Origin of the sequence: Peptococcus simiae (assembly GCF_046569735.1) — a bacterium.
Classification (GTDB): domain Bacteria; phylum Bacillota; class Peptococcia; order Peptococcales; family Peptococcaceae; genus Peptococcus; species Peptococcus simiae_A.
On record NZ_JBKICG010000003.1, the window covers coordinates 69334 to 82133 of the forward strand.

Sequence of the window (12800 nt, forward strand, 5' to 3'; positions counted from 1 at the left end):
CCATGAATAAGTACCTCCGGGCCTATGCCCTGCGGCAAATCAGCGGTGCGCCGCTCAGGTATCTGGCCATTTTTACCATGCTGCTCCTGAGTGCCTTCGTCTTCATCGGCCTCGTTTCGATTGGGCCGACCATGGAAAAGACCCTGGTCGACTATGCTGAAGAAAGCCGGATGGCAGACATGACCATTACCCACCCCCTCGGCCTCAGCCCGGAAGATATCCGGCTGGTGGCGGCCAGCCCCGGTATAGAAGATATGACCACAGCCAGCCAGGTCGCCATCGAAAGTAAGCCCCAAAAGGACGTGCTCATCCTTGAAGGCCTGGCTGACTTCCCTATACCGGAAGTGGTCGCAGGCCGGTTGCCGGCAGGGCCCCATGAAATCGCCATCGAAAACAAGCTGGCCGCCAGCTACCCCCTGGGCAGCCAGGTCAGCGTCCAGGATGCCGATCAAAATCCCCCGGCCCAAGTCGATACAGATACCTTCACCGTCGTTGGCCATGTCAATTCACCTGAACACCTCCAGCACACCTTTAGTCAAAAAAGGGTCCCCCTTGGCGATGGTACGGTTGATGCCTTTGCCTGGATTGAAGAGGACCATTTCGCCGGACAAGACCGGCAAATAATCCGCCTCTTCTACCGCCCCGGCACCGACCTGGAAGAGGCCAAAAAAGACCTCCAGCAGCGTTTAGCCCGCCGGGCCAGCAGCCGGCAGGAAGACCTCTTGCGCCAGGCCCAGCAAGGCCTGGCCCAGGGGGACCAGACCCTGGTTGACGAATACCACCGCCTGACCGCCGGGCCGAGCCGGCTCTATGAACAGGATAAGGAGCTGGCTGGCCAGGCCCTGGCCCTCCAGCAGGGACCGCCGACCCTCCTGGCCGAAGAAGCCCAAGGCCGGGGCACCCTCCGCAGCCAAGAAATGGCCCTGGCTGACCGGGCCATCGCCCTAAGACAAGGGGAGGCCCAACTGGCCCTGGGCCTCAAGAAGTATGACCGGGCCCGGCAGGACCTGGCTGAAAAAGAAGCCGACCTGGCCAGAGGCCAGGCCGAAGTCAAGACCGGCTGGACCGACCTAAGAGAAAAGCAGGCAAGCTTCAACCGACAAAAGGCCTACCTGGCCCGGCAAGACGCCGACCTCCAAGAGGCCGAGGCCAGTTTAGCCGCTGCCAACCAGCAAGTGGCCGCCGGCAAAAGGGCCCTGGCCCGGGAAGAGGCCCGGCTCAATGAGGGCCAGGCCCAATGGCAGGCCGGTAACCGCCGCCTGACTGCCGAACAAGCTCGGCTGGCAGAAGGCCGCCTGGCCCTGGGCCGGGCCCAGGAAGACCTGGACCAAAAGGCCCAGCAACTGGCCCCGGCCAAGGAAAAGCTCCAGCAGTTGAGGCAAAAGGCCAGCCAGGTCCAAGAGGGGCTGGCCCAGCTCGCCGCCAGCCAAAAGGCTGAGGAAGAAAAAATCCGCAGCCAAGCAGCCAACCGCCTGGCCCCCCTGCAGCAAAAGGAAGCCACGCTGCAAGCAGACGTCCAAAGGCTGACCCTGGAACGGCAGATAATCTTGGCCACCGAACCGGATGCCCACCTTAAATTAGCCGCCATCACCGCCCAATTGAATGCTAAAAAGAAGGAGCTCATTGCCGTCCGGGAAGACATGGCCCAAGTGGAAGCAGAACGTGACCAATCCCTGGCCGCCCTCGACCAGGGCTATGCCACCCGCCGCCAAGGCTTGGAAGGCCAGGCAAAGGCCCTGGCCAACGGCCAAGCGACCCTGGAAAGACAAATCCAGCCGGCCCAGGCCGCCCTGGCTGAAGGCCAGGCAAAAATCAATGCCCAAAAAGCCAGCCTCCTAGCCGGGGAAAGCCAATTGCAGCAGGCCCGTAAAAAACTGGCCAGTGAAAAAGAAAAACTCACCAGCGGCCAGCTGGAAGTGGCCGCTGCCCGGATTTCCCTGGCCGCCAAGGAAGGGCTCTTAAAGCTACAAAAGGCCCCCCTGGAAAAGGCCCGCCAGGCCGTGGACAAGGGCCAGGCCGCCCTCCAAGCCGGAGCTACCAGCCTGGCCCAGGACGAAAACCGGCTCCAGCAGAGCCAGGCCCGGTTGACTGCCGGGCAAGAAGCCTTGAACAAGGGCGCTATGACCCTCCGAGACAAGGGCCAGGTCTTAGCCCAAAACCAGGCCAGCCTCGTCCAAGCCCGCCAGCAGTTGGCTGCCGGCCGGCTCCAGCTCGACAGCGCCAGGGCCCGGCTGGACCGGAGCCTGACTGGGGCCAAGACTGACCTCACCCGGAACCGCCAGGCCTTCAGCCAGGGGCTCAGCGCTTATGAAGCCTTCCGGGCTGCCAGCCTAGCTGACATCCGTCTGGGCGACCGGGCCCTCCAGAAGGCCGCTGAAGACTGGCTCGACAGCCAGCTGGCTACCGGCCGCCTGACCATGCCGGCCTACCAAGTCCAAACCCGGATGGATAACGCCGACTACAACATCTACTACAACTACGCCACCGGGATCCGGCTCATGGCCCGGATTTTCCCTGTATTTTTCTACCTCATCGCCCTTCTCATCACCCTTTCCTCTATGGTCCGGATGATTGACGAGGCCCGGGGACAAATCGGCACCCTCAAGGCCCTCGGCTATGCCAACCGGCAAATCACCGCCGTCTACGTCCTCTACGGGGTTGCTGCCGCCCTCCCTGCCGCCTTCCTGGGCACCCTAGGCGGGGCCCTGATCCTGGTCCCCCAAATCTGGCGGACCTACGGCAGTTCCTTTATCTTTACCGAACCGCAAATGGCCATCAGCCCCTGGGCCATCGGCCTGGCCTTCCTACTGAACCTCTCCTGTACGGCCCTGGCAGCCTACCTGGCCAGCAACCGGATCCTCCAGGAGAACGCTGCCAGCCTCCTCCGGCCCAAGGCCCCGGCCATTGGCAACCGGATCCTACTGGAAGACTGGCAGGGCCTCTGGCGCCGCCTAGGCTTCCAGCAGAAGATGACCATCCGCAACCTCTTCCGCTATAAAAAGCGGGGCGTCCTGACCATTATCGGGGTCGCCGGCTGTACAGCCCTCCTGACCATGGGTTTTGGCCTCCACCACGCTGTGGCCAATATCTTCCCCATGCAGTTTGACCAGCTCAGCCACTATGACCTCCTGGTCACCTATGACAGCAATGCCTCGGGAAAGGACAAGGCCGCCTATCAAGAAGACCTTCGAGAGGCCACCTGGGGCCGGTTAACCGACCGCCAGGCCCTCCGGATTGACGAGGGCCATATGACCACCGACAAGGGCATCAACATCACCCTGACCGTCATGGTCCCGGCCGACCCCCAGGCCTTTACCGACCGGGTCATCCTGCGAGACCGCCGGACCGGCCAGCCTCTTGACCTGGCCGATGGCGCTATCCTAACCGAACAAACCGCCCGGCATATGAACATCGGTGTCGGCGACGACCTGGTCTATACCGATGCCTTTGGAATTGAGCGGCGGGTCCCCATCACCGCTTTATGCGAGGCCTATGTGGGCAATACCCTCTATATGGACCCGGCCAACTATAGCCAGATTCGGGGCTACCCGCCCCAGGTCAATGCCGACATGGTCAGCCTCAAGGCCGGCATCGATGACCGTTCCATCGTTCGAGATATTTTAAAAAATGACATCGTCCTGGCCACTTCTCGAACCAGCGATACCACCGCCAATATGAACCAGCTCCTGGACTCCCTGGGGGTCATGATCATTATCATCGTTAGCGTCAGTATGAGCCTGGCCCTGGTAGTCCTCTACAACCTGACCAATATCAACGTTGAAGAACGGATGCGGGAGCTGTCCACCATCAAGGTCCTGGGCTTCTACCCTGAAGAAGTGACCGCCTACATCTACCGGGAAACCGGCTTTCTTACCCTCCTGGGCATCCTCATCGGCCTCCCCCTGGGCAAGGCCATGCACTTCAATATTATCACCGTCCTGGCCCCAGCCGACGTCATGATGGACCCCCAGATCCTACCGACCACCTTCCTCCTGGCCAGCCTCTTCACTATCCTGGTCAGCCTCCTGGTCATGGTCCTCATGCACCAAAAACTCCGCAAGGTCGATATGGTAGAGGCTTTAAAGGGCGTTGAATAACTGTATAAAAAGCCTGCCCCGGTTCTTTCCGGTGCAGGCTTTTCTTATATCCGTGTATGCACTTGCCAAGCCACAAAAGGCCATAAAAAATCGCCTTGCCCTGGAATCCAGGAAACAAGGCGATTGCTTTTTATCACTTGTAAATCTAGCCCTTCAATACGGCACCTTGGTCGGCGCCGGAGACCAGGCGGGCGTAGCGGCTGAGCCAGCCTTTCTGGACTCTGAGGGGTGGGGCCTGCCAGGCTTGCCGGCGGGTTTCCAATTCTTCATCAGATACTTCCAGGTGGATCCGGTAGGCCGGGATATCCAGGGTGATCCGGTCCCCTTCTTCCACTAGGGCAATCGGGCCGCCTTGGGCAGCTTCAGGGCTGACATGGCCGACAGAGGCGCCCCGGGAGGCTCCGGAGAAGCGGCCGTCGGTAATTAGAGCCACAGAACTGTCCAGGCCCATGCCGGCCAGGGCGCTGGTGGGGTTGAGCATTTCCCGCATGCCCGGGCCGCCGGTGGGGCCTTCATAGCGGATGACCACGACATCCCCGGGGACAATCTTGCCCCCATAGATGGCCTGGATGGCCTCTTCTTCGCCATCAAAGACCCGGGCCGGGCCGGTGTGGACCAGCATTTCCTGGGCCACAGCGCTCCGTTTGACCACGGCCCCATTCGGGGCAATATTGCCAAAGAGGATGGCTAGGCCACCGGTTTTTGAATAGGGCTGGTCAAAGGGCCGGATAATGGCCGGGTTCTTATTGACAGCCCCTTCAATTTGCTCGCCGAGGCTTTTACCGGAGGCCATGGGCCGGTCTAGGTGCAGGAGGCCGGTTTGGACCAGTTCCTTTAAGACGGCCTGGATGCCGCCGGCGGCGTCCAGCTCTTCGATATGAGCCGGGCCGGCCGGAGCCAGGTGGCAAAGGTTGGGGACTTTTTCGCTGACGGCGTTGAAGTCTTTCAGGTCAATGCCCAGGTCCGCCTCATTGGCAATGGCCAAGAGGTGGAGGACCGAGTTGGAAGAGCAGCCCAGGGCCATGTCACAGGCCAGGGCGTCAAAGAGGGCTTCCTGGCTGACGATATCCCGGGCCCGGACCCCTTCCCGGATCAGGTCCATAATCCGCATGCCGGCTGTTTTGGCCAAGCGGCGGCGGGCGGCGGATACGGCCGGAATGGTCCCGTTACCGGGCAGGCCCAATCCCAGGGCCTCCATCAGGCAATTCATGGAATTGGCGGTATACATACCCGCGCAAGAGCCACAGCCCGGGCAAGCATCCTGGCTCATCTGCTCCAGGTCTTCATCACTGAGGACGCCACTCTTATTCTTACCGACGGCCTCAAAGAGCAGGGATAGGGACACGTCCTGGTCCCCTACCCGGCCGGCCAGCATGGGCCCGCCGGAGAGGACGACGGTCGGTAGGTTGATCCGGACGGCCCCCATGGCCATACCGGGGACAATTTTATCGCAATTGGGCACCAGGACCAGGCCATCAAAGCCATGGGCCAGGGCCATTGTCTCAACAGAGTCTGCAATGAGCTCCCGGCTGGGCAGGGAGTAGCGCATGCCGGCATGCCCCATGGTAATGCCGTCGCAGACGCCAATGGCCGGCACCAAAATCGGTGTGCCACCGGCCAGACGAACGCCATCCATCACCGCTTGCGCCAATTTATCCAAGTGTTGATGGCCGGGGACAATTTCACTGTAGGCACTAACCACCCCTACCAGGGGCCGGTTCAGTTCCTCTTCCGTATAGCCCATGGCGTAAAAGAGACTGCGGTTGGGGGCCCGTTCGGGGCCCTCTAGGACTGTCCGAGAAGGTTCTTGTCCTGCCATAGGTCCTCCTTACTTGTCTTCTTTGAGCCAGCTCATCATGCTGCGTAATTCACCGCCGACTTCTTCCAGTTGGTGTTCCGCACCTAAGCGCCGGCTGGCTAAGAAGCGCGCCTTACGGCCGGAGGAGAATTCGGTCATGAAGTCAGAAGCAAAGGTCCCGTTTTGGATATCTTTCAAGATGTCTTTCATGGCCTGGCGGGTATCATCGGAGATGACCTTTTCGCCACTGATATAGTCACCGTATTCGGCTGTATTGGAGATGGAGTACCGCATCCGGGAGAAGCCGCCTTCGATGATCAGGTCGATGATGAGTTTCATTTCGTGGATACATTCAAAGTAGGCCATTTCCGGTTCATAGCCGGCTTCAACCAGGGTTTCAAACCCGGCCTTCATCAGCTCGGTGACCCCACCGCAGAGGACAGCCTGTTCACCAAAGAGGTCGGTCTCGGTTTCTTCTTTAAAGCTGGTTTCCAAGATCCCGGCCCGGCCGGCACCGATGCCGGACGCATAGGCCAGGGCGATGTCCTTGGCTTGGCCACTGGCATCTTGGTAAACAGCCACCAGGGAAGGAACCCCGCGGCCTTCCTGGTACTGGCTGCGGACGGTGTGGCCAGGGCCCTTGGGGGCTACCATAGCGACGTCAAGGCCTTGGGCCGGACGGATCAGTTCGTAATGGATATTGAAGCCGTGGGCGAACATGAGAACCGCCCCATCTTTTAAGTTGGGGGCCACTTCAGCTTGGTAAAGGTCAGCGGCTACTTCATCGGGGACCAGTATCATGACAATATCAGCTGCCTTGACGGCATCGCAGACGTCAGCCACTTCAAGGCCGGCTGCCTCTGCCTTGGCCCGGCTTTTACTGGTCGGGGCCAGGCCGACAACAACAGAAACCCCGCTGTCGTGTAAGTTCAGAGCATGGGCGTGTCCCTGGCTGCCATAGCCAATAACGGCTACCTTTTTGCCTTCTAACAGGGACATGTTGCAATCTTTGTCGTAATATTTTTTCATGCTTAGTCTTCCTTTCCAAGAACCGCTTTACGGGCCATTGCAGTGGCACCGGACCGTGACATTTCTACAATTTCAAACTGCTGGATTAATTCTTCAAAAGCATCTATTTTGACTGGTTTCCCAGTTAATTCCAGGATCATAATATCCGTTGACAAGCTCACAACAGCAGCCTTATAGATGTTGCAAATCTCCATAATCCGAGAGAGCTGGGTCCTATCATTCGGGTCTAAGGCCAGCTTCACCAGCAGGATTTCCCGTAAAACAGCATTTTGTACAGACAAGAGTTCAACTGTCCGGACCTCTTCCAACTTTTCGCATTGGGCCATGATTTGCTTGATCTCATCTTCCTCACCCGATAGGGTCAATGTAATTCGGGAAAGGTGAGTATCCGACGTAGTCGACGCCGTAAAGGTATCAATACTGTAGCCCTTCCGGCCAAACAGGCTGGCAATCCGGGCGCAGACGCCGTAATTATTTTCCGCTAAGATGCAAATAACTTCCTGCTTCATTGGTTTTTTCATACGGCCTCCTATTCTGTCCTTATGCTGTCGGCAACCGTCCCCCCGGCAGGGATCATCGGCAGCACTTGGGCATGACGGTCAATATGACACCAGATCACTGTAGGTCCGGGATGAGCCAAGGCCTCTTCCAGGGCCTGGGCAAATGCCTGCAAAGTGTCCGGCCGGGCGCCTCTGGCCCCCATGGCCTCTGCCAGGGCCACATAGTCCGTGGTCCGGAAAAAGTCACTCATGGCATACCGGTCATCGTACATGTAGTGCTGCCATTGGCGGGGCATCCCCAGGGCCTGGTTATCAAAAATAACAGTGACGATGGGCATCTGATAGTGGACGGCGGTGGCCAGTTCATTCATATTCATATGGAAGGACCCGTCGCCGGTGATGTGGACGATGTGCTCATCCGGGTGGGCGACCGCCGCCCCCATGGCTGCGCCATAACCATAGCCCATGGCCCCTAAACCGCCGGAGGTAATGAAGGTCCGGGGCTTGGACCGGCGGGCGCCTTGGGCGGCCCACATCTGATGTTGGCCGACATCTGTGACCAGGGTCCCTTCATTGCCGAAAAGGTCGGTGATGACCTGGACCATGGCAGTCGGGTCTAATTCACCCTTGGCCGCCGGGGCCTGCCAGTCCTCTTGCCGGAACCGGTTCAGCTCTGCCCACCAGTCCTCATGGTCTTGAAGGCTAACATGGGGTAGGATGGCTTCCAGTAAGTCGCCTACATCAGCAGCAATGGCCAGGTCGACGGGCACATTCTTATGGTGCTCGGAAGGGTCGATATCCACGTGGACCAGGCTGGCCTGGGGGGCAAATTTTTTAAAGTTCAGGGCCACCCGGTCGGAAAAGCGGACGCCTAAGGCCAAAAGGAGGTCACAATGTTCTATGGCTAAGTTAGAGCTGGTCCGGCCGTGCATGCCCACCATGCCTAAGTTCAAGGGGTGGTCATAGGGAATGGCGCCTGTCCCCATAATGGTATGGCAGGCCGGGATATGGGCCTTTTCCATCAGTTGGGCCAGGGGACCTTCGGCCTCCCCGGAAATGATGCCGCCACCGGCATAAATCAAGGGGCGTTCAGCACTTTCAATGAGCTTGGTCAAGAGGTCTAGTTCAGCCTGGGGAATTTCAGGCGGCGCTTTGGGCCCCTGATTTTCCTTGGGCAAGGGGGAATAGTCGGTCATGGCAGCGGTGATATCCTTGGGGATATCCACCAGGACCGGCCCCTTCCGGCCAGAATTGGCAATATCAAAGGCCTGGTGTAAAATAGGGGCCAGGTTCTCAATATCCCGGACGACAAAATTATGCTTGGTAATCGGCATGGTGCAGCCGGTAATATAAATTTCCTGAAAAGAGTCTTTCCCAATTAAATTCTGGGCTACGTTACCGGTAATGGCCACCATGGGGATGCTGTCCATATAGGCATTGGCAATCCCGGTCACCAAGTTGGTGGCCCCGGGGCCGCTGGTGGCTAAGACCACCCCGGTTTTGCCGGTTGCCCGGGCATAACCATCTGCCGCATAACAGGCCCCCTGCTCATCTACGGTGAGGATGTGCCGAATCTGATCGGTATAGTCATAAAGGGCGTCATAAATGTTTAGGACCGCCCCACCTGGGTAGCCGAAAATGGTCTCGACGCCACGCTCTATGAGCACATTGATTAAAACTTCAGAACCGGAACATCTCATAAATAACACCTCTTTTTTTCTCTCCATAAGTAAATAGTGATTAGTCCACATCATACACACTTCCGGTAGACTTGTCAACTGTTATATATCATCTTTTTTCTTTTTTTATTTTTATGAAACCCCTTGGAATCCCGTAGTTGACGAATTATATATTATTTAACCATTATTATTTTATAATCAATTAATTTTCTCAAAATAACTTATATAACAGATAGTCCTTATTCGCTGGACTTTTGTTTTTTAATTTCCCTTTTTGCCCTTGGCCAGCTCACCTATATCTAGCAGAAAACCCGCCGCCCAGCTGAGCTGGACGGCGGGTTATAGCTTGGTCTGTAAAGGCGGTAGCTTAGTCGTTCCGTACGATGTCGGCCAGGAGGCGGAAGTTATCCTTCAGGGCTGTAGGATCGGAAATATAGGTAGCCCCAATGATTTCATCCGGGGCATATTGGCGCATGACCGCCTTATACTGGTCTCTCGCCTCGTCAATACTCCCGCTAATGGATAAGCCCCGGTGGGCCCGCAGGTAGAATTTTTCAATAGAAGTCAGTTCAGGGGCCTGGTCCGGGTCCATCTTCAGGAATTCATCCTTACTCTGGCGGTGAATTAAATGTAAGAAAACCTGGGAGGCATGGAAGGCCAGTTCTTCAGCGGCTTCTTCTGTTTCGGCAATATTGGTCGTCAGGCCCAGGATGACATAGGGTTCTTGGAGGACCTCAGAGGGGCGGAACCGCTTCCGGTAAATGTCCAGGGCATGGCCAATGGAATTCGGAGAGAAGTGCCCTGCAAAGGAGTAGGGCAGGCCCAGTTCAGCGGCCACATAGGCCGAGGCATCTGAGCTGCCCAGGACGTAGATCGGCACCTTGGCCCCGATCCCCGGCGTCGGAGCCACTGGGAGCTGGTCAGCATCATCACTCATATAATCCTGCAACTGGCTTAGGGCAGCGGCAAAGGATTCCTGGTCATAGTGGTCCCGGTATATAAGCCGGGCCGTTGCCCGGTCGGTGCCCGGCGCCCGGCCGACCCCTAGGTCCACCCGGCCCGGGTAGAGGGCTTCAAGGGTGCCGTACCGTTCCGCAACCTGGAAGGGGGTATGGTTGGGCAACATGACCCCGCCGGCCCCGACCCGGAGGCGATCGGTATTGGCTAAAAGATAGCCCAAGACCACATCCGTCGCTGACCCCAGGACGGCCCGGGTGTTATGGTGTTCCGCTACCCAATAGCGGCTAAAATCATTTTCTTCGGCAAAACGGGCTAGGCCTAATGCCCGCTCAAAAGCTTCCTTCTGCGTCTCATCCTGATATTTAGGGATTAAATTAAGAATAGAAATTTTTGTGTCAGCCATGCTGCATCGTCCTTTCCTAAAAATATCAACCGCTGACTACTAATTATTCATATACACATATTCCCTTGCCAATAAACGCTCCCGCTGCCCCGATAGGTCCGGGCAGGTCCCCTAGCCGCCCGGCTGACAGACACAAAAAATCTCCCAGATTAGAGCTCCAGCCCTAGTTGGGAGACGTCATGGTTAAATATCAAAGCACTTTCGGATGAGGGCTTCCGGGCCCAGGACCAGGACCGAAGCCCCTGCTTCCAGGATGGTTTGAGGGCGAACCTCCATCTCTAATTGGCCGGCATAGCGGATACCTAAAATATTGAGCCCATATTTTTTCCGTAAATCCAGCTGGGCCACGGCCTGCCCCAGCCAAGCCGCCGGCACATCCAGCTCATAAACCGCATAGCCCTGGTCCAGGGCCCAGTACTCCAGGATATGGTCGGAGGAATAACGGATAGCTGTCCACCGGGCCAGTTGTTTTTCCGGGTAAACGACCTCATCGGCCCCATTGCGGAGGAGGAGCCTTTCCTGGATCCCCCGGGAGGCCCGGGCGATAACCCGGCCGGCCCCCAGCTCCTTTAAAAGGGAGGTGGTGACCAGGGAATTTTCAAAGCTGTCCCCGATGGCAACGACACAGAGGTCATAATTGCCCACGCCCAGGCTGGTCAGGAAGGCCCCATCGGTGCTATCCCCAATCTGGGCATCTGTGACAAAAGAAAGGACCTGGTTAACTCGTTCCTCCTGCCGGTCTACTGCCATGACCTCGTGGCCCATGGTGTAAAATTGCTGGGCCATATGGCGGCCGAACCGGCCGAGGCCGATGAGTAAGATGTTTTTCATTTCTATCCTCCTAGCCAATATTAATCTTTTCTTCCGGCATGGCCTGGCTCCGGTCTCGGGTCTGGGAAAAGGTGGCAAACATAAAGGTCATGGCCCCAACCCGACCCACAAACATCAGGATGATTAAGATGACATGGGAGACCCAGGTGAGGTCCGGAGTAATACCGAGGGTCAGGCCAACGGTCCCAATAGCTGAAGCACATTCAAATAAACATTTGAGTAAGGGCAGATTTTCAAAATAGAACATGAAAAAGCCCCCCAGGAGGCAGACCCCTGTGTATAGGCAAAAGATGGCCACCGCCATATGGATGGCTGTCACCGGTATCCGCCGGTGAAAAAGGTGGGCGGCCCGTTCCCGCTTAAAAACAGCCCGGGACATCCCGTAGAGGACGGCCGGCGTGGTAACCTTCATCCCACCGGCAGTGGACCCCGGCCCGCCCCCGACCAGCATAAGGAGGGTCATGATCATTAGACCACCGCCACTGAAAAGGCCCAGGTTAATGGTGTTAAAACCGGCCGTCCGGGTGGTCACCGATTGAAAAAGGGCGGCCCATAGCCGCTTTTGCAAGGGAAAGTCGGCCAGTTCATACATAAAAAAGTAGAGGGCCGGCAAAAGGACCAGGAGCCCGGTCATAAATAAGACGACCTTTGTCTGCATCTTATACCGCCTGACCTTGAACCGCTGGGTCAAGATATCCTCCCAGGTTAAAAAGCCCAGGCCACCGATGATAATTAAGGTCATGATGACCAGGTTGACGACCGGACTATCGGCAAAGGCTGTCAGGGAGGCATAGGGGGTCTGGGTGCCGAAGAGGTCAAAGCCGGCATTACAAAAGGCCGAAATGGCATGGAAACCACTGTACCAAAGTCCCTGGGCCAGGCCAAAGCGGTCCACAAAGCCCGGTAATAGGACCAAGGCGCCCAGGGCCTCCACCAGGGCCACCCGGTAGATAATCACCCGGGTCAGGTGGATAATGCCGCCCACCTGGGGCGCCGCCAAGGCATCCTGGATAACCCGGCGTTGTTTCAGACCAATCCGCCGACCCCGCAGGAGGGACAGGCCGATGGCCACGGTTATGACCCCCATCCCCCCTATTTGGATGAGAGAGATAATTACCCCCTGGCCAAAGAGGGACCAGTAGGTGGCTGTATTTTTTACCACCAGGCCGGTCACTGAAAGGGCCGATGTGGCCGTAAAAAGTGCTGTCAGGAAGGGGGCGCCCTGGCCATCTGCTGTGGCGATTGGCAGCATCAAAAGGACCGTCCCCAAGAAAATCACGCCGGCATACCCCAAAATAATCATCTGCGATGTACTGAACCGCTTACATGTAAGAGCCATACCGATCCTTTCTATATGTCGGACCCCTTCTCTGCTTGCCTTTCAGGCAAAACCAGGCCCGGACCAATTAGCCTTAATCTACCCCCTCCCTGCCCTTCTGTCAATACACAAAAAGCACCCCGGGAAAATTTTTCCCAGGGTGCTTCTCTAGCTTAATGGCAGGC

8 protein-coding genes are annotated in these 12800 nt (G+C 57.4%); 1 reads left to right on the forward strand and 7 read right to left on the reverse strand.

Annotation, left to right across the window (positions count from 1 at the left end; all coding sequences use genetic code 11):
* Positions 1-2 precede the first annotated feature (2 nt).
* Positions 3-4097 (forward strand): FtsX-like permease family protein, encoded by a 4095-nt coding sequence (locus ACLGL1_RS02055; protein WP_411007132.1) that lies wholly within the window; start codon positions 3-5, stop codon positions 4095-4097.
* A 145-nt stretch (positions 4098-4242) separates the two neighbouring features.
* On the opposite strand, the gene ilvD is transcribed toward ACLGL1_RS02055, so the two are convergent.
* The 7 genes from ilvD to ACLGL1_RS02090 all read right to left on the reverse strand — a co-directional run bounded on the left by ilvD (position 4243) and on the right by ACLGL1_RS02090 (position 12636).
* The gene (gene ilvD / locus ACLGL1_RS02060; RefSeq protein ID WP_411007133.1) at positions 4243-5916 is read right to left on the reverse strand and encodes a dihydroxy-acid dehydratase; all 1674 of its coding nucleotides are present in this window, start codon (positions 5914-5916) and stop codon (positions 4243-4245) included.
* A gap of 9 nt (positions 5917-5925) precedes the next feature.
* A complete protein-coding gene (ilvC, locus tag ACLGL1_RS02065; RefSeq protein ID WP_411007134.1) occupies positions 5926-6924 on the reverse strand; it encodes a ketol-acid reductoisomerase in 999 nt (332 codons plus the stop codon).
* 2 nt (positions 6925-6926) lie between these two features.
* Complete coding sequence (gene ilvN, locus ACLGL1_RS02070) at positions 6927-7445, reverse strand: acetolactate synthase small subunit (protein WP_411007135.1); 519 nt, start codon at positions 7443-7445, stop codon at positions 6927-6929.
* Positions 7446-7453: 8 nt separating this feature from the next.
* Positions 7454-9124: a biosynthetic-type acetolactate synthase large subunit gene (gene ilvB / locus ACLGL1_RS02075; protein WP_411007136.1), complete on the reverse strand. Its 1671-nt coding sequence runs from the start codon at positions 9122-9124 to the stop codon at positions 7454-7456.
* A 346-nt stretch (positions 9125-9470) separates the two neighbouring features.
* The gene (locus ACLGL1_RS02080) at positions 9471-10466 is read right to left on the reverse strand and encodes an MsnO8 family LLM class oxidoreductase (protein WP_411007137.1); all 996 of its coding nucleotides are present in this window, start codon (positions 10464-10466) and stop codon (positions 9471-9473) included.
* Between the two features lie 183 nt (positions 10467-10649).
* Entirely contained in the window at positions 10650-11297 is a 648-nt protein-coding gene (locus tag ACLGL1_RS02085) for a potassium channel family protein (RefSeq protein WP_411007138.1), read from the reverse strand.
* Positions 11298-11307: 10 nt separating this feature from the next.
* Positions 11308-12636, reverse strand: coding sequence for a TrkH family potassium uptake protein (locus tag ACLGL1_RS02090; protein ID WP_411007139.1), 1329 nt, complete (start codon positions 12634-12636; stop codon positions 11308-11310).
* Positions 12637-12800: the final 164 nt, after the last annotated feature.

Coding starts and splice junctions, on each gene's coding strand:
- ACLGL1_RS02055 (WP_411007132.1), top strand. CDS start 3: ATGAATAAGTACCTCCGGGCCTATGCCCTGCGGCAAATCAGCGGTGCG.
- ilvD (WP_411007133.1), bottom strand. CDS start 5,916: ATGGCAGGACAAGAACCTTCTCGGACAGTCCTAGAGGGCCCCGAACGG.
- ilvC (WP_411007134.1), bottom strand. CDS start 6,924: ATGAAAAAATATTACGACAAAGATTGCAACATGTCCCTGTTAGAAGGC.
- ilvN (WP_411007135.1), bottom strand. CDS start 7,445: ATGAAAAAACCAATGAAGCAGGAAGTTATTTGCATCTTAGCGGAAAAT.
- ilvB (WP_411007136.1), bottom strand. CDS start 9,124: ATGAGATGTTCCGGTTCTGAAGTTTTAATCAATGTGCTCATAGAGCGT.
- ACLGL1_RS02080 (WP_411007137.1), bottom strand. CDS start 10,466: ATGGCTGACACAAAAATTTCTATTCTTAATTTAATCCCTAAATATCAG.
- ACLGL1_RS02085 (WP_411007138.1), bottom strand. CDS start 11,297: ATGAAAAACATCTTACTCATCGGCCTCGGCCGGTTCGGCCGCCATATG.
- ACLGL1_RS02090 (WP_411007139.1), bottom strand. CDS start 12,636: ATGGCTCTTACATGTAAGCGGTTCAGTACATCGCAGATGATTATTTTG.